Source organism: Paenibacillus sp. DMB5, assembly GCF_001517085.1.
Taxonomy (GTDB): Bacteria; Bacillota; Bacilli; order Paenibacillales; family Paenibacillaceae; genus Paenibacillus_AQ.
The window spans coordinates 54,862-76,602 of sequence record NZ_LRAC01000136.1; the positions used below are offsets into that span (position 1 = coordinate 54,862).

At 36.1% G+C, this 21,741-nt stretch carries 21 protein-coding genes; all 21 read left to right on the plus strand.

Annotation, left to right across the window (positions count from 1 at the left end):
• Positions 1 to 5 precede the first annotated feature (5 nt).
• The 21 genes from AWJ19_RS21405 (at position 6) to AWJ19_RS35340 (ending at position 21,731) form a co-directional block, all read left to right on the plus strand.
• A complete protein-coding gene (locus AWJ19_RS21405; RefSeq protein ID WP_082708036.1) occupies positions 6 to 785 on the plus strand; it encodes a Wzz/FepE/Etk N-terminal domain-containing protein in 780 nt (259 codons plus the stop codon).
• Positions 766 to 1,452: a CpsD/CapB family tyrosine-protein kinase gene (locus tag AWJ19_RS21410; protein ID WP_068726875.1), complete on the plus strand. Its 687-nt coding sequence runs from the start codon at positions 766 to 768 to the stop codon at positions 1,450 to 1,452. The genes AWJ19_RS21405 and AWJ19_RS21410 overlap by 20 nt, the downstream gene beginning before the upstream one ends.
• 43 nt (positions 1,453 to 1,495) lie before the next feature.
• Positions 1,496 to 3,307 (plus strand): nucleoside-diphosphate sugar epimerase/dehydratase, encoded by a 1,812-nt coding sequence (locus tag AWJ19_RS21415; protein ID WP_068726877.1) that lies wholly within the window; start codon positions 1,496 to 1,498, stop codon positions 3,305 to 3,307.
• Between the two features lie 44 nt (positions 3,308 to 3,351).
• Positions 3,352 to 4,035: a hypothetical protein gene (locus AWJ19_RS21420; protein WP_068726879.1), complete on the plus strand. Its 684-nt coding sequence runs from the start codon at positions 3,352 to 3,354 to the stop codon at positions 4,033 to 4,035.
• A gap of 1 nt (position 4,036) precedes the next feature.
• Entirely contained in the window at positions 4,037 to 5,059 is a 1,023-nt protein-coding gene (locus AWJ19_RS21425) for a copper amine oxidase N-terminal domain-containing protein (RefSeq protein WP_068726880.1), read from the plus strand.
• Between the two features lie 46 nt (positions 5,060 to 5,105).
• Positions 5,106 to 5,726, plus strand: coding sequence for a sugar transferase (locus AWJ19_RS21430; RefSeq protein ID WP_068726882.1), 621 nt, complete (start codon positions 5,106 to 5,108; stop codon positions 5,724 to 5,726).
• Between the two features lie 19 nt (positions 5,727 to 5,745).
• Positions 5,746 to 6,384 carry an acetyltransferase gene (locus tag AWJ19_RS21435; protein WP_068726884.1) on the plus strand — a complete coding sequence of 213 codons (639 nt, stop codon included), beginning with the start codon at positions 5,746 to 5,748 and terminating at the stop codon, positions 6,382 to 6,384.
• Positions 6,384 to 7,529 carry a DegT/DnrJ/EryC1/StrS family aminotransferase gene (locus AWJ19_RS21440; protein WP_068726885.1) on the plus strand — a complete coding sequence of 382 codons (1,146 nt, stop codon included), beginning with the start codon at positions 6,384 to 6,386 and terminating at the stop codon, positions 7,527 to 7,529. The genes AWJ19_RS21435 and AWJ19_RS21440 overlap by 1 nt, the downstream gene beginning before the upstream one ends.
• Positions 7,526 to 8,728, plus strand: a complete 1,203-nt coding sequence (locus AWJ19_RS21445) for a glycosyltransferase family 4 protein (protein WP_068726887.1) — start codon at positions 7,526 to 7,528, stop codon at positions 8,726 to 8,728. Before AWJ19_RS21440 ends, AWJ19_RS21445 begins: the two co-directional genes overlap by 4 nt.
• 27 nt (positions 8,729 to 8,755) lie before the next feature.
• Entirely contained in the window at positions 8,756 to 9,778 is a 1,023-nt protein-coding gene (locus AWJ19_RS21450) for a nucleoside-diphosphate sugar epimerase/dehydratase (protein WP_068726888.1), read from the plus strand.
• Positions 9,778 to 10,893, plus strand: a complete 1,116-nt coding sequence (locus AWJ19_RS21455) for an NAD-dependent epimerase/dehydratase family protein (protein WP_068726890.1) — start codon at positions 9,778 to 9,780, stop codon at positions 10,891 to 10,893. The genes AWJ19_RS21450 and AWJ19_RS21455 overlap by 1 nt, the downstream gene beginning before the upstream one ends.
• A gap of 4 nt (positions 10,894 to 10,897) precedes the next feature.
• Positions 10,898 to 12,031 carry a UDP-N-acetylglucosamine 2-epimerase (non-hydrolyzing) gene (wecB, locus tag AWJ19_RS21460; RefSeq protein WP_068726892.1) on the plus strand — a complete coding sequence of 378 codons (1,134 nt, stop codon included), beginning with the start codon at positions 10,898 to 10,900 and terminating at the stop codon, positions 12,029 to 12,031.
• Positions 12,024 to 13,028: a glycosyltransferase gene (locus AWJ19_RS21465; RefSeq protein ID WP_068726893.1), complete on the plus strand. Its 1,005-nt coding sequence runs from the start codon at positions 12,024 to 12,026 to the stop codon at positions 13,026 to 13,028. Before wecB ends, AWJ19_RS21465 begins: the two co-directional genes overlap by 8 nt.
• Before the next feature lie 49 nt (positions 13,029 to 13,077).
• Positions 13,078 to 13,578, plus strand: coding sequence for a hypothetical protein (locus AWJ19_RS36790; RefSeq protein ID WP_241781832.1), 501 nt, complete (start codon positions 13,078 to 13,080; stop codon positions 13,576 to 13,578).
• Positions 13,579 to 13,595: 17 nt separating this feature from the next.
• Positions 13,596 to 14,291 carry a glycosyltransferase gene (locus AWJ19_RS36795; RefSeq protein ID WP_241781833.1) on the plus strand — a complete coding sequence of 232 codons (696 nt, stop codon included), beginning with the start codon at positions 13,596 to 13,598 and terminating at the stop codon, positions 14,289 to 14,291.
• Positions 14,292 to 14,583: 292 nt separating this feature from the next.
• Positions 14,584 to 15,849, plus strand: a complete 1,266-nt coding sequence (locus tag AWJ19_RS21475) for a glycosyltransferase family 4 protein (RefSeq protein ID WP_082708038.1) — start codon at positions 14,584 to 14,586, stop codon at positions 15,847 to 15,849.
• A gap of 35 nt (positions 15,850 to 15,884) precedes the next feature.
• Positions 15,885 to 17,228: a flippase gene (locus tag AWJ19_RS21480; protein WP_128083661.1), complete on the plus strand. Its 1,344-nt coding sequence runs from the start codon at positions 15,885 to 15,887 to the stop codon at positions 17,226 to 17,228.
• A 6-nt stretch (positions 17,229 to 17,234) separates the two neighbouring features.
• On the plus strand, positions 17,235 to 18,599 hold the full coding sequence (locus AWJ19_RS21485; protein ID WP_068726897.1) for a phenylacetate--CoA ligase family protein: 1,365 nt from the start codon (positions 17,235 to 17,237) through the stop codon (positions 18,597 to 18,599).
• Between the two features lie 11 nt (positions 18,600 to 18,610).
• Entirely contained in the window at positions 18,611 to 19,522 is a 912-nt protein-coding gene (locus tag AWJ19_RS21490) for a glycosyltransferase (protein ID WP_068726899.1), read from the plus strand.
• Positions 19,523 to 19,527: 5 nt separating this feature from the next.
• On the plus strand, positions 19,528 to 20,826 hold the full coding sequence (locus AWJ19_RS21495) for a UDP-glucose/GDP-mannose dehydrogenase family protein (protein ID WP_068726900.1): 1,299 nt from the start codon (positions 19,528 to 19,530) through the stop codon (positions 20,824 to 20,826).
• Between the two features lie 749 nt (positions 20,827 to 21,575).
• The gene (locus AWJ19_RS35340) at positions 21,576 to 21,731 is read left to right on the plus strand and encodes a hypothetical protein (protein WP_157890064.1); all 156 of its coding nucleotides are present in this window, start codon (positions 21,576 to 21,578) and stop codon (positions 21,729 to 21,731) included.
• Positions 21,732 to 21,741 lie beyond the last annotated feature (10 nt).

A 21,741-nucleotide genomic window follows, 5' to 3' on the forward strand; every position in this document is an offset into this window, starting at 1 on the left:
TTCACTTGTCAGCTCAAGAATTGGATCTTCGCGATTATTTCCAGATTGTTAAGAAGAGACTGTGGATGATTGTCAGTATTGTGGTCGTCGTATGTCTGCTTGCCGGGGTGTACAGCCTGTACATTAAGAATCCGGTGTATGAAGCTTCAACCAAGATTATTGTTAATCAGACGCAGCAGGTACAGACCGCAGCATCACAGCTGGATTTGAACCAGATTAATACCAATATTCAATTGATTAACACCTATAAAGAAATTATCAAGACACCGGCTATTCTGGATGTTGTAGCCAAGAATTATCCGGAGTTTAATACTACTGCCGAAGAGTTGCTTAAGAAGGTTAATGTGAGCTCCGTCAATAATACGCAGGTGATGACACTTGTCGTTCGAGATAATTCATACCAGAGAGCAGCAGAAATTGTAAATGCGATTTCACTTGTGTTCAAACAGGAGATCCCTTCCTTGTTCAATGTACAGAATGTATCGATCCTGAATGAGGCCAAGCTCAATCCGCCCGTTGCACCAGGGCCGGTTGAACCCAACGTCGTGATGAACATGGCTATTGCCTTTATCGTGTCTCTAATGATCGGGCTTGGTATTGCCTTCCTGCTGGAGTATCTGGATGATACATTGAAGACGGAAGAGGATATCGAGAAATACCTGGGTCTGCCGACAATTGCTATGATCACAAGACTCGGCCAGGAAGAAACGAAGGGAACAGCAACACAGGCTCAGACGTTATCCAGAAAGGCGGGCGAACTCGAACATGTCTCAGCAGCCAAATAAACAACGCCACCTTATTACTGTAACCAACCCGCGCTCTCCGGTATCTGAAGCGTTCAGGGCGCTCCGTACAAATATTGATTTCTCCTCTGTAGATGAACGGATACAGATTATTATGGTTACCTCTTCCGGTCCGGAAGAAGGGAAGTCCACGGTTACAGCCAATCTTGCAGCTGCTTATGCTCAGGCTGATAAGAAAGTGCTGTTAATTGACGGTGACCTGCGGAAGCCAACGGCTCATAAGACATTTTCACTAAGTAACCGCTATGGATTATCGTCATTGTTATCACAACAGTCTGAATTAAGAGATGTTTTACAGGATTCTGGAGTTCCCAACCTGTCCATTATGACTTCGGGACCGATTCCGCCTAATCCTGCTGAAATGATGGCCTCCAATCGTATGAGTACGGTTCTGCAGGAGCTGCGTCAGCAGTTTGATGTAATCATGTTCGATACTCCGCCGCTTCTTGCTGTAACAGATGCGCAGATTGTTGCCTCCAAGAGTGATGGTGTCATTATGGTTGTCAGCTACGGCAAAGTAAAACGGGATATTGCAGTGAAGGCCAAAGCGAACCTGGACAGAGTAGGCGCGAAGATGCTGGGTGTGGTGCTGAATAATGTTAAACGCAAAGCCAGTGAAGGCTACTATTATTATTACTATGGAAATTAATATTGTTCTATAGATCAAATTGTTATTTTTGGAGGCACTAAAAATGACAGCGAAAACCAGAGTGTTCATGTTGTTCCTGATTGATCTTGCCATCATATGGTTCAGCATCGTGACATCTTATCTGTTCCGTTTCTATAGTGATATTCCTCAGGAATATATAGTGCAGATGCTGTTTTACGGAATAATCTGTACTCTTTCTTTTGGCGGCAGTCTGATTTATTTCGGACTATACCGCAGATTATGGCAGTACGCCAGTATTGGTGAGATTGTATCGGTCATGAAGGCTATTGTAGTAGGGGCGGTAATCTCATACGCAGTAGCTTTTGTTATGCTTCCGTCTCGTGTCCCTTTCAGCATAGAAGTGCGTTCTGTTGAGACTATTCTTCTGTTGGTGGGTGGCGTACGTCTATTCTGGAGAGTCTTCCGCAGAGGAAGATTTAACAGTGTAGATACTGAGGTGCATACCTTAATCGTTGGAGCAGGAGATTGTGGAATTCTGATTGCCAGAGAATTAATGGGCGCATCCTTTGCCAATACCCGTCTGATTGGTTTTGTTGACGACAGTGCCGATAAACTTCATTTGAAGATCCTTGGCGTTCCGGTACTGGGGAACCGCTATGATATACCAAGAATCGTAAAAGAACGGGGCATTCACGAGGTTATTATCGCCATGCCTTCGGTATCGCGAAGTGAAATCTCCGAGATTGTAAGTCTGTCCAAGGCAACCGGAGTGAAGCTGAAGATTATTCCTGCGCTTAGTGATTTAATAACCGGAAAGGTATCCATCAAGAAGCTGCGGGATGTCAGTGTGGAAGACCTGCTTGGGCGTGAACCTATCGTAGCTGACATGAACAGTATTCTTGGTTATGTACACAACAAGACTGTATTGGTAACAGGAGCCGGAGGCTCAATTGGCTCCGAGCTATGCCGCCAGATTTCACCCTTTGCACCGGACAAACTGCTGATCCTAGGTCATGGCGAGAACAGTATTTACACAATAGAGATGGAGCTGCGTAAGAGCTTTCCGGAGCTGCCGATTGTGACGGTAATAGCCGATGTACAGGATCGGACCCGGATGATGGAGGTCTTCGAGAGCCATAAGCCGCAGGTTGTCTTTCACGCGGCAGCACATAAACACGTTCCACTGATGGAGCGTAATCCTTCCGAGGCCATCAAGAATAACGTGTTTGGCACACGCAATGTGGCAGATTGTGCGGATAAGTATGGAGCGGAACGCTTTGTATTGATCTCCTCAGATAAAGCGGTTAATCCGACCAGTGTTATGGGAGCTACAAAACGAATTGCTGAAATGTATGTACAGAGTCTCAATACAACAAGCAATACAAAGTTTTCTGCAGTACGCTTTGGTAATGTGTTGGGTAGCCGCGGCAGCGTTATTCCTGCCTTTAAGCAGCAGATTGCTGCAGGCGGACCCGTAACCGTTACTCATCCGGAGATGGTACGTTATTTCATGACGATTCCGGAAGCTGTCCAGCTGGTTATTCAGTCCGGTTCTTTCGCCAGAGGTGGTGAGGTGTTCGTACTGGATATGGGTGAGCCTGTGAAGATCCTGACACTTGCGGAAGACCTGATTACCTTATCTGGTTATGAGCCGTATAAGGATATTGATATCGTCTTCTCGGGTATTCGTGAGGGTGAGAAGCTGTACGAGGAACTGCTTACAGCAGAAGAGAATCTCGGATCCACTCAGCATGACCGTATATTTATAGGTAAACCAAATGTGATCAGTCAGAATCAGCTGGAGCTTGAATTTAAGAGACTGGAGCGCGTCTTGTCTGAAGAACCAGATGCGATCGTGAAGTCATTAACCAGATTGTGCCAATGCAGCCGGTAGCCCAGGCGGCAATCAGCTAACTATTGTATGTGGAGGTACATCAAGTGAAAAGATGGAAGAAAGTTTTAATCTGGACATTGTCGGTAATTGTGGTGCTTGGTGTCGGCGGTTTGTTTGCGGCTAATTATGCCGTGGATAAGCTGATGAATTCGATGGCAGGCGGCTTTGAGATAGAGGATACTGCAGATAGTGCAGCACAAGAGGAGGTTGTTGAACCTGTGGCGGCGGGGGATACAGGAGCAAAACCAACGGCAACAGTTGCTCCGTCCAGTAGTGCTGCTCCCACTAATAGTGCTTCTTCTGCGGGTAGTGCAGATAAGCCTGTTAGCGGAGGAGATTCTGTGGATAATACAACCGAATCAACTAGTGCTCCGGCTACATCGAAGCCTACTGAAGCTCCTGACGGTTACACTGCTCAAGTATCCACAGATAAGGCCAAAGACATTCAAGATAGCGTAACCGTTAAAGATAAAGCGGATGTAGCTTCTATCGTTATGAGCCAGTTGAGCATGTCTGATATTAAACGTCTTCAAGAGTTGGCTAAAGGCGGACTAACCATTGAAGAGAAGCGTGAAGCACGCAGTATCATTCTTGGTAAGGTGTCTGAAGATCAATATAATGAGTTGTCACAGATTGCCAAGAAATATGGTGTTAGTCAAGGTAAGACTCAGCAACAAATTATTGAGGAAGAAGAGCAGCTTAAAGCACAAGAAGAAGGGAGTAAGTGATATGTCAAAAGTGAAATTACCTGCAGCAGCATTGCTATTAATATTACTTACTGGTGCGGCACCTCTAACTGCCTCGGCACCAATATCAGCATCTGCCTTAGCGGTATCAGCATCTGCTACAGCAGTCGTAGACTCAATTAAAGTACAAAGTATGGACGTGAAAATGGTGTTTGACGGAGTAAGCATGCAGCCTCCAGTTGGTCAACATGTCTTCATTTACAATAACACTACCTATGTACCAATAAGATTCGTTTCCTACGCTTTACAGAAAAGTGTCAGTTGGGACGCCAAAGATCTAAAGGTCACTGTTGCAGAACCAAGCAGTTCGGAATTAGTGGTTATTAAAGAATATCTTATGAACGCTGGGAATACTAGCACCACAGCAACAAAGGCAAAGAGTATCTCGCTAAATAAGGTGAAAGCAAGCTATGTGTTCAATGGATACGAGAAGGCAGTACCTTCAGGCCAGAGTAGCTATATGCTGAATGGTTCTTTATATGTTCCACTTCGGTTTCTTTCTGAATCTGTAGGTAATAAGATTTCCTGGGATCAGAAGACGAAGACCATTACAGCCACATCTGCCGGTTATCAGGAGCAGAACAACGGTTCAACTGGAAGTGGCACAGCAGGAGGTACGAAGCCTTCAGCAACAGCGACTCCAGCACCAACAAGTACGCCATCAGCTGGTGGTGGATCTGCCGGGACTGGAAAAGTGACATATGAACAAATTACAAGTGAGACAGAAGCTAAGCTCACTGCATTACAAAATCAGAGTAGTGCAGCTCTGATAAGTCTTGCCTTTCAATATCTTCAGGCAACAGATCCAGCTATTCAAGCTGATCTTCTGGCCCAAGGAAAACAGCAACTGGCTTCGTCTACCGCTAGTTTCAATAGCATAATTGCTGCTGCTGAGAAGCAATTGACTGATAACGGTTATAGTACCGATATTATCAATCAGTACAGAGCAACCTTCGAGGCTGAATTACAAAAAGGTATGGAAAAGGCTAAAGGAATGGCGGGATAAAACCCGCTATTTTCAATACTATTACAATGGTAAAGGTTGAGAGTAAATGAGGCCATACTTGTTTTTTAAAAGAATCTTTGACTGGCTGGCTGCATGCATCCTCATTATTTTAAGTTCGCCAATCATGCTATTAGCATTGATTGCAATCAGAATAGACTCTGAGGGTCCAGTTTTGTTTCGCCAAAAGCGTCCAGGGAAAAATCGAGTAATATTTACAGTGTATAAATTCAGAACAATGACGCTAGAAAAAGATGAAAATGGAGAACTTTTACCCGACATTCAAAGGATGACATCTTTGGGTTCTTTTCTTCGTAAAACTAGCATTGATGAATTGCCGCAACTGTTTAACATCCTCAAGGGTGACATGAGCTTCATAGGTCCGCGTCCTCTATTAATTCAATATTTAGAGCTTTACACTGTAGATCAAAATCGTAGACATGATGTAACACCTGGTATTTCTGGATGGGCACAAGTAAATGGGAGGAATACAATAGATTGGGAAGAAAAATTCAAATATGATGTCTGGTATGTAGAAAACGTCAGTTTCATTTTAGACATAAAGATAATTTGTAAAACGATTAAGAATGTAATTGTAAGAGATGGAATTAATAGCTCGCCGACTGATACAATGCCAGTTTTCTCTGGGAGTAACACTATAGAAGGTTGAAGAGTGAAGGTGATTCTGCATGTCAAAACTATTAATTTTGGGAGCAGGCGGACATGGTAAAGTTGTTGCTGAAGCTGCTATGCTTACCAGAATGTGGAATGAAATAGCTTTTTTGGATAATAAAATCGATCAAAGTTATGTAATGGATGTACCTGTAGTAGGAAGCTTTGATAGCTACCTTGAACATATTCAGGATTACTCAAATGCTTTTGTAGCTTTGGGTAACAATCATAAAAGGTTACTATGGATTGAAAAGCTTAAACATGCAGGATATACAATACCTGTAATAATTCATCCCACTAGTATTTTAAGTAAATATTGTAGAATTGAACACGGTACTGTTGTATTAGCAAACGCTGTTATAAATCCCTCTGTTGAAATTTCAGAAGGATGTATTATTAATACAGCAAGTTCAGTAGATCATGATAGTAAACTTGATAAAGGGGTTCATGTTTCTCCTGGAGTAAATATAAGTGGCACAGTATCAATAGGTTCATACTCTTGGCTAGGAGTAGGGGCGAAAATTGCAAATAATATATCAGTCGGTTCAAATGTAATTATAGCTGCCGGTGCAACAGTAATTAGTGATGTCCCTAATAACGTAATGGTCGCGGGTGTGCCAGCAAAAATTAAAAAAAATCTTGGAGATGAACATTAATGCAGGATCGAATTTTCCTTTCCCCTCCTCATATGAGTGGTAACGAAATGAAATATATAGAGGAAGCCTTTGATAGTAATTGGATTGCTCCATTAGGAACTAACGTTGATAAGTTTGAGGAAGAGTTATGTGAATATGTAGGCATTAATCATGCACTGGCATTATCGTCTGGAACAGCCGGTATTCATCTTGCTCTGAAATATTTTAATGTAGGTCCTGGAGATTATGTTTTTTGTTCGGATTTAACCTTTGCAGGTAGTTGTAATCCGATTTTATATCAATATGCCAATCCGGTATTTATTGACTCAGAGCCAGAGACTTGGAATATGTCTCCTGAAGCGCTTGAAAAAGCCTTCCATTGGGCGCAGAGTGAAAACAAAATGCCGAAGGCAGTTATTATTGTTGATCTTTATGGACAAAGTGCTGATTACGACCGTCTTCTTCCCATCTGCGAGCAGTATGGGGTGCCAGTCATAGAAGATGCTGCTGAGGCGTTGGGAGCTACATATAAAGGGAAAAAATGCGGAACATTTGGTCATGTTGGCATTTTTTCTTTTAATGGAAATAAAATTATTACCACATCTGGTGGTGGGATGATTGTTTCGAATGACGAGGAAGCTATAAAAAAGATGAGGTTCTGGGCCACGCAGTCACGGGAACCGGCTAAACATTATGAACATAGGGAAGTTGGATATAATTATAGAATATCTAATATAAGTGCTGGTATAGGGCGAGGCCAGCTACAGGCGTTGGATAGTTTTATAGATAATCGTAAATTTATTTTTGATACGTATGTGAATAAATTGGAAGATAAACCAATTAGATTTATGCCAATCTCAGATTCGGGAAGTCCAAACTATTGGCTTTCTGTATTAGTGCTAGATGATAGTACGAGCGTTACTCCTGAAGATATTATTAATCAGTTAGAGCTAAGTAATATTGAATCCAGGCCTCTGTGGAAGCCGATGCATCTTCAGCCAGTTTTTGAAGATAGTCCTATATTTTTTCATGGAGAAACAGAGTGTGTCGGAAGCAGCTTGTTTCAATGTGGAGTATGTCTTCCTTCAGGATCTTCTATGACAGAGGCTCAGCAGGAGACAGTGCTTCAAATCATTAATGATATTTTCACTCCGGTGAAAAAATGAAAATATTATTTTTGACCTTGGCCTATCCGGAAGGAGAAAATGCAAAAAACCTGTACGTAGATTTAATGCAGGAATTCAAGAACCGTAACAATGAAGTTTATGTAGTATGCCAACGTGAAAAAAGATACGGCAAAGAAACAGAGATGAAATTAGAGTCAGGAATACATGTATTAAGAGTTAAAACAGGGAATGTAACCAAGACTGGATTCATTGAAAAAGGTATATCTACTTTAATGATTGAAAGTCAATTCATACAAGCTATTAAAATACATTACCAAAATATTAAGTTTGATTTAGTGATGTATTCTACCCCCCCTATAACTTTTGTGAAGGCAGTAGAGTACATCCAAAAGCGTGATGGAAGTAAGACATATTTGTTGTTAAAAGATATTTTTCCTCAAAATGCAGTTGATTTAGGCATTATTAGGGAAAAGAGTTTACTGTGGAGATATTTCAGAAATAAAGAAAAAAGACTATATGCTATTTCTGATAATATTGGCTGCATGTCTAACGCAAATGTAGAATATGTTATGAAACACAACAATGAAATAGATAAGAAGAAAATTGAAGTTTGTCCTAATTCTATAAAGCCTATAGATAGACTAAACCTATCTTTAAATGAAAAAAAACAACTTCGTACCAAATATAACATCCCTCAGGATTCTGTAGTGTATGTTTATGGCGGTAATCTCGGAAAACCACAGGGAATAGATTTTTTACTACAAGCATTAGAAGCTTGCTCAAAACTTGAACATGTCTATTTTTTAATAGTCGGCTCAGGGACTGAATTTGATAGACTAAGGAATGAAATTGATGCGAATAGCCAAAGCAATGTAAGGATAGAACGTTATATGCCTAAAAATGAGTTTGATGAAGTTTTATCTGTAAGTGATGTTGGTTTAGTGTTCTTAGATGCAAGATTCACCATTCCAAATTTTCCATCAAGAATAAATTCATATATGGAATTCGGATTACCAATTTTAGCAGCTACGGATAGTAATACTGATGTCAAAGAAATGCTTATTCATGCGGAGTGCGGTTTATGGTCAAAAAGTGGAGATGTTGAAAGTTTTATTATGAATGTCGAGAAACTAAATACTCAAGAAGGACTACGTATAAAAATGGGGACGAATGCAAGGAGATATTTAGAGGCGAATTTCACTGTGGAAAAGACTTACGAAATAATAATCTCTCACTAATTATACAGAATGCGGGGAATAGAGAATATGTTTACCGGAAAAACGTTGTTAATCACTGGAGGAACGGGATCCTTCGGTAATGCTGTTTTAAAGAGATTTTTAAACACTGAAATTAGTGAAATTAGAATTTTCTCCAGAGATGAGAAGAAACAAGATGATATGCGTAAAGAACTAAGAAATGATAAGGTGAAGTTCTTTATTGGAGATGTAAGAGATTATAACAGCGTTGCAGCAGCTATGCATAATGTGGATTATGTATTTCATGCGGCAGCTCTAAAACAAGTGCCTTCATGTGAGTTCTTTCCAATGGAAGCAGTAAAAACAAATGTCATTGGTACTGAGAATGTTCTTAATGCGGCTATAGCTTATGGAGTGAAAAAGGTAGTATGTCTTTCAACTGATAAGGCAGTATATCCAATCAATGCAATGGGTATCTCTAAGGCAATGATGGAAAAAGTTATGGTTGCTAAATCTAGAACAGTGTCGCCTGAACAAACACTTATTTGTGGAACACGGTATGGCAACGTAATGTGTTCAAGAGGTTCTGTAATTCCTTTGTTCATTGACCAGATTAAAAAATATGAAGATATTACAATTACTGATCCTGATATGACGCGTTACCTGATGTCATTGGAAGATGCAGTGGAATTAGTTTTGTTTGCATTTAACAAAGCTTCACAGGGGGATATTTTTGTCCAAAAAGCTCCTGCATCAACCATCGGAGATTTGGCCATCGCCTTAAAAGAATTATTTCAGTCTGATAGTCATACAAGAGTTATCGGGACCCGTCATGGTGAGAAATTGTATGAGACTCTATTAACACGAGAAGAAATGTCGAAAGCAACAGACTTAGGCGAATACTATCGTATTTCTGCAGATACAAGAGATTTGAATTATGATAAGTTCTTTGAAGAAGGGGATAAAGAAATATCCGAGGGTTGGGAGTATAATTCTCATAATACTGAGAGATTAGACATTCAAGGTATAAAGGAGCTTTTACTAAGTCTTGATCTCATTAAAAAAGAACTTGATGGCAGGGGACTATTATAATGAAAACTGTTTTGGTGACAGGAGCTTACGGATTCATTGGCCGTAATTTGGTTGCTTCTTTAGAAAGAAGAGAAGATGTTGAGGTTTTGAAAATTGATTCTAAAAATACGTTAGAAGATTTAGAGCAGTATTCTTTGAAGGCAGATTTCATTTACCATTTGGCAGGAATAAACAGACCTGTTGATGATGGTGAATTTATGTCAGGTAATTTCGGATATACCGAGCACTTAATAAATATATTGGAAAAGAACAACAAGTCTACGCCAATTCTTATATCTTCTTCAATCCAAGCAGATCTTGATAACCTTTATGGGAAAAGTAAGCTTGCAGCTGAAGAAGTGATTTCTGCTTATGGTGATAAGGTTGGTGCCAAAACATTTATTTACAGATTGCCAAACGTTTTCGGAAAATGGAGCAGACCTAACTATAACTCTGTAGTAGCTACCTGGTGCTACAACATAAGTAGAGATATCCCAATACAAGTGAATAATCCTGAAGCACAACTCAATCTGGTATATATTGATGATGTGGTGGAATCCTTTATAGATGCTATGGATAATATAGCCCTAAATTATACAGAAAACCGTTATCAGATTTCACGTGTGTTTGAAGTGAAGTTGAAAGATCTTGAAGCAAGCTTAATATCATTTAAAAAAAGCCGTAATACGCTTGTTATCTCTGATTTAAAAAGTGATTTTGAACGCTTCTTGTACAGTACTTATCTTTCCTACTTGCCGGAAGATAAGTTCGGTTATGACTTGGAAATGAAACATGATAATAGAGGATGGTTAGCAGAATTTATTAAGACTGAGCATTCTGGACAAGTATTTATTTCACGTACAAAACCGGGCATAACTAGAGGGAATCATTGGCATCATACTAAAGTAGAGAAGTTTCTCGTTATCGAGGGCGAAGCTGTCGTGAAATTCCGCCAAATAGAAGGAAATGAAGTTCTGGAGTACCCTGTAAATGGGACGTCTCTTAAAGTGATTGATATACCGCCGGGGTATACTCACTCTATTGTAAATACCGGCACTACTGATGTATTAACCCTTTTCTGGGCCAATGAATTATTTAATCCAGATAAACCAGATACTTATTTCTTGGAGGTTTAAAATTATGGAAAAACTCAAAGTTATGACAATACTCGGGACTAGACCAGAAATTATTCGTCTATCTGAGTGTATTAAAGCCTGTGATAGATATTTTAACCATATCCTTGTACATACAGGACAGAATTGGGATTACACATTAAATGAAGTATTCTTTAATGAGCTCGAACTTCGGCAACCAGATTATTTCTTAGCGGCTGTTGGAACAAATCTTGGGGAAACAATGGGAAATATTATAGCTAAATCCTTTGAAGTGCTTGAGAAGGAGAAGCCAGATGCATTACTAATTTTAGGTGACACAAATAGTGCACTTAGCGCCATTGCAGCAAAAAGACTTAAAGTACCTATCTTCCATATGGAAGCAGGCAACAGATGCTTTGATCAAAATGTTCCAGAAGAAATTAACCGTAAGATCGTGGATCATATATCAGATATTAATCTTCCGTATACAGAACATTCTCGAAGATACCTATTATCTGAAGGATTCCGGAAAGAGCATATTTTTGTAACAGGATCTCCTATGCAAGAAGTATTGCAGGCACATATGGATAAAATCGATGCTAGTGATGTTTTAGAAAGATTAAACCTAGAGGCTGGAAAATATATAATTGTTTCTGCGCATCGTGAAGAGAATATTGACAATGAAAAGAATTTTATGTCTCTTATGAAAGCTATCAATAAGATAGCTGAACGCTATGAAATGCCTGTAATTTATTCAACACATCCTAGAAGCATGAAATATATTGAGCAGAGAAACTTTGAATTTCATCCACTTGTTCAAAATTTAAAACCATTTGGTTTCATGGATTATAATAAACTTCAAAAAAATAGTTTCTGTGTACTTTCAGATAGTGGTACTTTATCAGAGGAGAGTGCAATGCTCAATTTTCCAGGTATATTATTGAGAACCTCAACAGAGCGTCCTGAAGTTCTTGATAAAGGTACTGTTGTTATTGGAGGTATAGAAGAAGAGGAGCTATTGCAAGCCATGAAATTATCCATATCTTTCTCTGAAAGAGAAAGTAAAAAGGTTATAGTACCGGACTATGAAGATATAAATATTTCAACAAAAGTAGTTAAGATAATTCAAAGCTATAAATCTATAATTGATAAAATTGTATGGAGAAAAGTTAATGATTAGTGTTATTATCCCTGTGTTTAATGTTGATAGGTTTATTGAAAAATGTTTAAACAGTTTTGCTGAACAAGTGTATCAAAACTTTGAGATTGTTATCATCAATGACGGGTCAACTGATCAATCTGCTTTAATTATTCAAGAGTATATAAATAGAAGTAACATGAGGATAAGATTAATAAACCAAAAGAATTCTGGTGTTAGCGTAGCTCGAAATAAAGGTATAGATGAAGCATTAGGAGAGTATATTTGCTTTGTGGACGCCGATGATTTGGTAACACCTAATTATTTGGATAGAATGCTAGATGTTATTACTACTGAAAAATGTGATTTGGTTTTTTGTGGATATAAACAAGTAACTGAAGATTTTAGCGAAGTGAATTTTGATAATAAATCTGTGGATAAAGGGCAGGAAACAATTAATTCTAACGAAGCTTTACGAAAATTTTTATATAATGACTTTGTTACAGGTATTTGGTCACTAATGGTAGGAAAGAGTCTTATACATGATAATACAATTCGTTTTTCTGAAGGTTTCAGATATAGTGAAGACTTGGAATTTATATGGAAATTATTGAGTGACGCAAATAGTGTTACTTTAATAAAAGATCAGCTTTACATTTATAGAATTAGAAATGGTTCTGCAATGAGTTTTGTAGATAGTAGAAGATTAGATGGATATACACTAATTCAACGTTTAGATAAATATTTTGAATATAAATGTCCAGATTTTTCCTTGGAGTTTAAGAAGTATGGACAAGCACGCTGGGTATGGGCTACATTATGGCAAACTGCATTGAGTTGTAATTCCTTTAAGCAGTTTTCTGACGAATTCAAAAAATATAATTCTAGAGAATTAATGAGTAAATTAATCACATATCCTAAAGTAAAAGTCTCACTCACTGCTTTGATTTTTTGTATAACTCCTGTTGTTTATTATTATTTATTGCGGTTATTTGGGGAAAGATTCTTATATGGTAGAAAACTCAATGAGAAAGTATAGATTAATGGTTAGTGAGTGTTATTAAATGTGTATAGTTACGAGGTGTAATATGAAGATTTTATATTATGGTAGTGCGTGTGATGAAGAGTGGTTTGTAGAGGCTTCAAAAATAAAAAAAATGCCATCTTATGTTGCACAATATAAATTTGAAATGGCATTACTAAATGGATTTTCTGAAATTGATGATATTGATATGGAAACGCACTACCTTTATCAAGAAAATTATTATCCCACAGGGCATTTTTTGAAGTTTAAATCCAAGATAAAAAAAATAAATCAAAGATATAAGGTTAAGTATATATCATACATTAACTTACCTCTTTTAAAAGAAATAGATTTTTTTTTAAAAGGATTATTAATCACATTGAAGTGGGCAGTGAAAAATAGGAAAAATAAAGAAAAAATCATATTTACGCCCTTTAATTATACCCCCCTTTCATTAGGGGTATGGTTAGCAGCAAAACTTGCGCGTATAAAGAGAGCTAATGTATTTACTGATCTTTCTTCAGATATTATTAATAAGGAAAGACAAGCTAATATGATTTTTTGAAGAGATTAATTCTACCAATGTACTTGAAATTAGTAGAAACCGTAGAAAAGAATTTTGATATATACATTTTGTTTACCGAAAGTATGAAAAAAATTGTAAATGTGAAAAACAAACCCTATCTTGTAATGGAAGGGATCTTTAATAATGAATTTGATTTGGCGCCATCAACTAAAAATAAGGCTATAATGCATGCCGGAACTCTTTCTCATGAATATGGAGTAGGTAACATAATAGAAGCATTTTTGAAAATTCAGGATGATAATTTAGAGTTATGGTTATTTGGAGATGGCAATATGAGAGAAGCTATAGAAGTAGCTTCTTCAGTAGACTCTCGAATACATTATTTTGGTTTCAAGCCTCAAAAAGAAGTATTTGAATACGAAAAAAAAGCAATGTTACTGATTAATGTTCGAAATCCCAGAGATTTGTATACAAAATATTCTTTCCCATCTAAAACTTTTGAATATATGGTTTCTGGAACACCTTTTCTTACAACTAAGTTAGAGGGAATTCCCTCTGAATATTATAATTATATATACACGATAGAATCAAATGAAGTTGATTTAGTAAAAGAAAAAATTTTAGGGGTTTTGGGAAAGTCACAAAGAGAACTTGATGAATTCGGAGAAAATGCTAGAAATTATGTATTAAATAATAAAAATACTAATATGCAATTAGCTAAAGTAGTTAAACTACTGAAGAATAATATGTGATAATAATTTTATATTTTATGAAATGATCAATTTGGTTTAATATTTGTCTGAATTATAGCGAAATAATGAAAGATATTATGATTTCTGTAATATTAAGAAGGGCTTGGAGTTGACAGTTCTCATCTTATTAATGTTTTAGATGAAGATCATCATTATCTTTTTAGTTTTATTGTAATGAAAATTTTTATTTATATAAGTATTATTTATCTATCTTCAATACTCAATTTGTATATATGAAAGTGAAGTGCATGCAATTCTTTTATTCAATTTAATAAGGGAAGGAGAAATCAAGGTGAATGTTTTATGGATAATAAATGTTCCTACACCAGAAGTTAGTACAATAATGAAAGAAAAGCCGATTCCTTTTGGCGGTTGGCTTGTGAATTTATCAAAATTACTATCAGAGACAAAAGGGATTCATCTAACTATAGCCTTCCCTAAAAAGACGAGTTCGTGTGTGGAAAAATTTCAAGGTAGCAGAATATCATATTATAGCTTCCCTTATATTGATTTGAAAAATCAAAGAATGATCCAAAATAATACTCATTTAAGTGAAATAGTAAAAAAATCTAAACCTGAAATTGTTCATATATTTGGCACTGAATATGCTCACACACTTTCTATGGTGAATATTTGTAAAAAATCAAACATAAAGAATATAATTTCAATTCAAGGGCTTGTCTCAATCTATTCGAATCACTATATGGCTTCTATCCCACCATATGTTCAATATAGATTTACATTTAGAGATCTTTTGAAAAGGGATAATTTGAATCAACAACACTTGAAATTTGTAAAAAGAGGGAAGCTGGAGATTCAATCATTAAAAAATATTAATCATGTAATTGGAAGGACAACTTGGGATAGGGCATGTACGACACAAATAAATTCAAATATAGTATACCATCACTGTAATGAAAATCTAAGAGACTCTTTCTACTCTAATGTATGGATTTTGGATAGATGTGAAAGAAATTCCATTTTTATGAGTCAGGGGTCTTATCCTATTAAAGGCCTTCATTTTATGATCAAAGCAATGCCAATTGTTTTAGAACGCTATCCAGATGCAAAACTGTATATAGGAGGAGCAGATATAACGAATGATGATACCATCAAAGGAAAAGTGAAGATTTCCTCCTATGGTAAATATATAAAAAAGTTAATTAATAGGAATAAATTGCAAAATAAGGTTATATTTACTGGAATCTTGACCGAAGAGGAGATGTGTGAAAGGTATTTGAAGTCTAATGTTTTTGTTTGCCCTTCAACTATTGAAAATAGTCCTAATTCATTAGGAGAAGCTATGATTCTAGGTGTTCCTTGTATTGCATCTGCTGTAGGAGGAATAATGGATTTGTTAGAAAATAAAAAAGAAGGGGCTCTTTATCAAAGTGATGCTTTCTACATGCTGGCTCATTATATTTGTGAAATCTTTGATGATGAGTCACTGGCTCTCATGTATTCTCAAAATGCAAGGAGTCGTGCTTTGAAAACTCATGATAGAGAACTTAATGCGAAAAGAATTGTTGAGATATACCATGACGTGATAAAGGAATAATAGATTTTAACTATAATGTATATGAGGAATGGAAATTGAACTTATTTAGAAGAGTGAAAAAAAAGTTTAACAATAATGAGACGGCTAAGAAAGTATTGGCGAATTCCACGTGGTTAATAAGTGATAAAGTTTTCAATTTAGTAATAGGTGTGTTTGTAACTGCTTTGGTAGCCCGTTATTTTGGTCCAGAGCAATATGGACAGTTTAATTACGCTCTTGCAATAGTATCTTTATTTACTGTGTTGTCCACATTAGGACTCGAGATTCTAAGTGTAAAAACAATTATTGATAAACAGTATGAAGAAGGAACAATTCTTTGTACAAGTTTTTTATTGAGGATAACGGGGGGCCTTTTTTTAACACTTGTATCATGGTTTGTGATTTGGATCCTAGAGCCTAGAAATGTGTATTTGCAAGTCATTGTTTTAATCATGTCATTTTCTATGGTTTTAAGAGCATTTGAAGTGATTGAATACTGGATACAAGCTCACCAAAAGTCAAAAATATCGTCGTTAATCCGGATCGTTGTAAGTGCTATAACTGCTCTACTAAAAATATTACTAGTGTGTTTTGGGGGGGATTTAGTTTTATTTTCAACAATATATACGATAGATATCGCGATAATAAGTGTTGCTTTAATATTTGCTTATATTAAATATAGGGAGGAAAGAACCTCTTTAAAATTTAGTTTTAAATATGCTAAAGAAATATTATCTCAAAGTTGGTATCTTGTTCTCTCGGGATTGATGGTATCCTTATACATGAGAATAGATCAGATTATGTTAGGCACTATGCTGCCCAATAAAGATCAATTAGGGATTTTTTCGGCGGCTGTTAGAATTGCAGAAATGTGGTATTTTGTTCCTATGGCGATAATTGTTTCTTTAAGACCTGTTATTATGAAAGATAAAAAAATTGATAATGAGAAATATATAAATTCAGTACAAAAACTTTATAATATAGTTACTTGGACTTGTTTGATATTTGGTTTCATCATATTATTCTCTTCTAAAATAATTATTAATATATTGTATGGAAAGGAATATACAGAAGCCTCAGGTGTTCTTTCGATAAGTATTTGGGCTGGAATATTTGCTATGCTTGGATCAGCTAGAGGGGTTTGGTTGGTAAGTGAAGGCCTTCAAAAGTATTCTTTGGCATATATCAGTGTAGGCTGCTTTGTTAATATATCTCTCAACTATTTTCTCATACCTTCTTTAGGTGGATATGGTGCTGCAATAGCGACATTAGCTTCACAGTTTACAGTTGCTATAGTAGCTCCTTTATTCTTCAAACCAACTAGAATATCATCTATTATGATGTTAAGAGCCTTTAATTTAAAGAGGCTTTTAGGAAGTTATATTAATAAGCAAGGATGATTAATAATGCAGATTGATCGCTTAAGAAGATTATTAAAAAGAATTAATGATTTAGAATACCTTAATTATCTAATTAGACAACAATCAGGAAAAATTATGCTTCATTTTGGTTTAAGAGCTTTAAATAAACACCACAATGGAATTAAGAAAGATTTTAACGGTATTAAAAGAAGAAGGTTAAAGAAAATAGTTAAATATGCATATGTGAATAGTGAATATTATAGGGATTTATTCAATGAAAGAAATATTGATATAAATAAATTTGAAGATTTTTTGCGGATACCCTTCTTAGATAAAGAAATTATTAAGAGAGAAAAAAGTAACCTAATGGCATTATCTAATAATAAAGATTATGTTGGTTTTGTTACGACTGGTGGTAGTACCGGAGAACCTTTAGGATTTCATACATTAGGAAGCTATGATGCGGAACATCAAGCATTCTTATTTAAAATGTTTGGCTACAAGTCAGGTGATAGGATCTTAGCGATGGATGGATCAATTATACCTGATAACTTACTAGATAAAAATGTTTTTTGGATTCAGAAAAGTCGTAGAGATCTTCCATATGGAAGCGTCGCATTATCTTCCCAGTATCTGACCAATGATAATATTGACTCGTATATCCACTTTATTAAAGAGTTTAAGCCCGATATCATTAGGGGATATCCATCATTTATTAATACTATAGCATGCCATATTAATAAACAGCATTTAAATCTTGCTCTAAACATAAAAGCAGTTGAACTAACATCAGAGAGTTTCTATGATGATCAAATTATAAACATACAAAAAGCCTTTAATACTAAAATTATTAATCAATATGGACATGCTGAGGCTAGTATTTTTGGATATTCTATTGATGAAACCTTAACAACATTTTGCTCTCCTTTTTATGGATTTACTGAAATTATAGGCGAAGATGGAAGGGCTGTGAATAAAGGTGAAATAGGCGAGGTTGTTGTAACTGGATTTAATAATTATGCAATGCCTTTTATACGTTATCGAACTGGTGATATGGCACTCTATGATGGAGAAGATTATGGAATTACAAAATTTAAAAAAATATTAGGACGTACTCAAGATTATATTTACACTAGAGAAATGGAAAAAGTATTATTAACTGCAATTGTTTTTGGACGACATTATAAAGCGTTTGATCATATAAAAAAATGGCAGATCATTCAGGATGAGCCTGGAAATATCATATTCAAAATTATAAAGGATGATAATTTCAGTACAGAAGATCAACTTGAATTACAAGATAATTTTTATAAGATAGCCCAAATTGAAACTTCGTTTGAATTTGTAAATAATCTACCTTTAACTCCCCGTGGCAAGTCGAAATTATTAATTCAAAATATAAATTTATGAGGTGTGTAGCCGTGTTAGCCCCGGTGCTTATATTTGTTTACGCAAGACCAGACCATACTATGCAAACTATTGAGTCGTTAGCCATGAATTTTATGGCAAAAGATACTAATATCTATATCTTTTCTGATGCTCCGAAAAACGAAACTGTTTCGAAACGTGTTGAAGAGGTAAGAAGTTATATTGATAAGCTTAAAACGAGAGGGTTATTTAAATCTGTTAAATTAATTAAAACAGACATTAACAAAGGATTAGCTAACTCAATAATAAGCGGAGTGAGTGAACTTATTGAGCGTTATGGAAAAGTTATAGTTCTTGAAGATGATTTAGTAACATCTCCTGATTTCCTAAATTATATGAACGATGCTTTGAATTTTTATGAAAAAGATAAAAAAATCTGGTCAATCAGTGGATATACATTTAAAATGAGCATCCCTGCAGATTATAAAAGTTCAGTGTATCTATCGTATAGAGGCTCCAGTTGGGGATGGGGAACCTGGAGCGATAGATGGAATAAAATAGATTGGAATGTTAATGATTATGATGAATTTAAAGGAAACAAAAACCTTCGAAAGAAATTTAATCGAGGTGGAAGAGATATGTCAGAAATGTTAGATTCACAAATGAAAGGTGAAATTGATTCGTGGGCGATAAGATGGTGCTATAGTCAGAGTAAATTAAATATGTATACTATATATCCTACTACATCAAGAGTGAGGAATATTGGACTCGATGGTTCAGGAACACATAGTGGAGTGAATAGAAGATTTGATGTGCTACTTAATACGGATACAACAAGATGTGAATTTAATAACCCAGAATTAAATAGTAAAATTTTAAAAATGTTTAAAAATCAATTTGGGACTCGTTTCGATTATTTTATACATAGAAATAGAACGATGATAAAAAAAATGTTGAGGATCTGATTAAAATGAAAATATCAGTAGTAGGAACTGGATATGTAGGATTAGTCACTGCCGTGTGTTTAGCCGAACGTGGGAATAGTGTTACATGTTTAGATATAGATGAGGAAAAAATTATTTTAATGCAGAATGGTATTTCTCCTATTTTTGAACCTAATTTGGAAGAACTGATGGAGAAAAATAAGAAAAAAATCACTTATACTACGGATTACTATGAAGCATACCGTAACGCAGAAATCATTATTATTGGAGTTGGGACACCAGAAAAGAAAGATGGTTCTGCTAATCTAAAGTATGTTTATGAGGTCGCTCGGCAAATTGCGCAATCAGTTAAGCAAGATTGTGTTGTTATTGTTAAATCTACTGTCCCAGTAGGAACTAATGATAAAGTTGAGCAAATTATAAACGAAAATAAGAAATATAATGTACAAATTGATGTAGCTTCAAATCCTGAATTTTTGTCTCAAGGAACAGCAGTTAAAGATACTCTAAATGCTGCACGTATAGTTTTAGGAGTAGAATCGGAAAACGCTGAATTAATATTAAAGGAAATGTATAGAGAATTTGATATCCCTTTTGTGGTTACAAACCGCAGAAGTGCAGAAATGATTAAGTATGCTGCAAATGATTTTTTAGCGTTAAAGATTTCTTACATTAATGAAATGGCTAATCTTTGCGAAATTGTAGGGGCGAATATTGAAGATGTCGCTATAGGCATGGGAATGGATCCAAGAATAGGAAATAAATTTTTGAACGCTGGTATTGGTTATGGGGGATCATGCTTTCCAAAGGATACTAAGGCATTGCACTGGCTTGCTAGTTTTAATGATTATGAATTGAAAACTGTAAAAGCTGCAATTGAGGTTAATGAAAACCAAAAGATCAAACTGATCAAGAAATCAAAAAAATATTATGATAGCTTTAATAATCTCAATATTGCTGTTTTAGGACTGACGTTTAAACCCGGAACAGACGATTTAAGAGATGCACCTTCACTAGTTAATATCCCATTACTGATAGAAGATGGAGCAAATATTAAGGTGTGGGATCCAGTTGGAATGGAAAATTTCAAAAAGTTATACCCTGATAAAATTATGTACTTTGATACAATAGAAGATACCCTTACGGATGCTGATATGTGCTTTATATTTACTGAATGGGAAGAAATCAAGTCTTTTCCGATTACAAAATATAAAGAACTTATGAAAAACCCTCTAATTTTGGATGGGCGAAACTGCTATTCACTTGTTGATGCTGAAAAGTCTGGTGTCATATATGAATCAATTGGTCGAAAAAGAGTGTACTAGTAGTTGTCAGTCTCGATGATGCGGAGAATGAAGCTCACTAGAATCGTAATATTTCTTTTCATTGTACTTATAATTGTGTTTCTCGTAGCAGGGAAAATTTGACTATGTCAAATTCACTCCGACGAGCTGATGTGGTCATCGTACTTAGTGGTGACACAGGACGTAATGAAAAAGACTATTGAGTTATATAAAACTGGTTACCTTAAATTCCTTCTTTTATTAAACTCCGGGGAAACTACTAGTTCTTCCGGCGATATGCTGCAAACCGTCCTGTCTCTTGGCATTCCCTAAGATGCCTTTCTTACAGAAAACGAAGCCCTCAGCACCTACCAGAACGCTGAACTTACGTTACCCATCATGCAACAGCATGGCTTCACGTCTGCGATAGTTGTATCTTCAGACTTTCACATGCGAAGAGTAAAGTTTATTTTTGATCATGTATATAAGAATTCAGGTATTAAGTTAACTTACTTAGGTGCGAACTCTGGCTACAACGCAAAATGGTGGTGGAGCGACCGCTATAGCAGGGAAAACACCTTTAATGAATATATTAAAATGATAGGTAATACTTTTGGTTATAATGATCCGGAGGCCAAAGAAACATTGCAGGAGATTAAAAATTGGTTTCACTATTTCTGACAATAAAACCTAAACATTTCACATTTCCACGGACAGGTTCTGACAAACAAATTAGTTATCCCGGTCTATAATTAGATTCAAATCTAGTTATTTACTGGGAGAGAAGTCCTATGCCAAATTATTATTTCAAGGAAATCTGGACACCGCTGAAGTGGGTGAAAATACGATTTTTCCGGGATGATGATGACCGGGTCTGGGTGAAGTTCGGATCGCGGAGACGGCAGCTGCTGAGTCGGCAGGAAGTGAAAACCAAAACGGAGGCCTAAGGGCCTCCGT

Bases quoted from the DNA above. Each gene is read 5' to 3' on its own strand.
- AWJ19_RS21410 (WP_068726875.1), top strand. From the start codon at position 766: ATGTCTCAGCAGCCAAATAAACAACGCCACCTTATTACTGTAACCAAC.
- AWJ19_RS21415 (WP_068726877.1), top strand. From the start codon at position 1,496: ATGACAGCGAAAACCAGAGTGTTCATGTTGTTCCTGATTGATCTTGCC.
- AWJ19_RS21425 (WP_068726880.1), top strand. From the start codon at position 4,037: ATGTCAAAAGTGAAATTACCTGCAGCAGCATTGCTATTAATATTACTT.
- AWJ19_RS21430 (WP_068726882.1), top strand. From the start codon at position 5,106: ATGAGGCCATACTTGTTTTTTAAAAGAATCTTTGACTGGCTGGCTGCA.
- AWJ19_RS21435 (WP_068726884.1), top strand. From the start codon at position 5,746: ATGTCAAAACTATTAATTTTGGGAGCAGGCGGACATGGTAAAGTTGTT.
- AWJ19_RS21440 (WP_068726885.1), top strand. From the start codon at position 6,384: ATGCAGGATCGAATTTTCCTTTCCCCTCCTCATATGAGTGGTAACGAA.
- AWJ19_RS21445 (WP_068726887.1), top strand. From the start codon at position 7,526: ATGAAAATATTATTTTTGACCTTGGCCTATCCGGAAGGAGAAAATGCA.
- AWJ19_RS21450 (WP_068726888.1), top strand. From the start codon at position 8,756: ATGTTTACCGGAAAAACGTTGTTAATCACTGGAGGAACGGGATCCTTC.
- AWJ19_RS21455 (WP_068726890.1), top strand. From the start codon at position 9,778: ATGAAAACTGTTTTGGTGACAGGAGCTTACGGATTCATTGGCCGTAAT.
- wecB (WP_068726892.1), top strand. From the start codon at position 10,898: ATGGAAAAACTCAAAGTTATGACAATACTCGGGACTAGACCAGAAATT.
- AWJ19_RS21465 (WP_068726893.1), top strand. From the start codon at position 12,024: ATGATTAGTGTTATTATCCCTGTGTTTAATGTTGATAGGTTTATTGAA.
- AWJ19_RS36790 (WP_241781832.1), top strand. From the start codon at position 13,078: ATGAAGATTTTATATTATGGTAGTGCGTGTGATGAAGAGTGGTTTGTA.
- AWJ19_RS36795 (WP_241781833.1), top strand. From the start codon at position 13,596: ATGTACTTGAAATTAGTAGAAACCGTAGAAAAGAATTTTGATATATAC.
- AWJ19_RS21485 (WP_068726897.1), top strand. From the start codon at position 17,235: ATGCAGATTGATCGCTTAAGAAGATTATTAAAAAGAATTAATGATTTA.
- AWJ19_RS21495 (WP_068726900.1), top strand. From the start codon at position 19,528: ATGAAAATATCAGTAGTAGGAACTGGATATGTAGGATTAGTCACTGCC.
- AWJ19_RS35340 (WP_157890064.1), top strand. From the start codon at position 21,576: ATGCCAAATTATTATTTCAAGGAAATCTGGACACCGCTGAAGTGGGTG.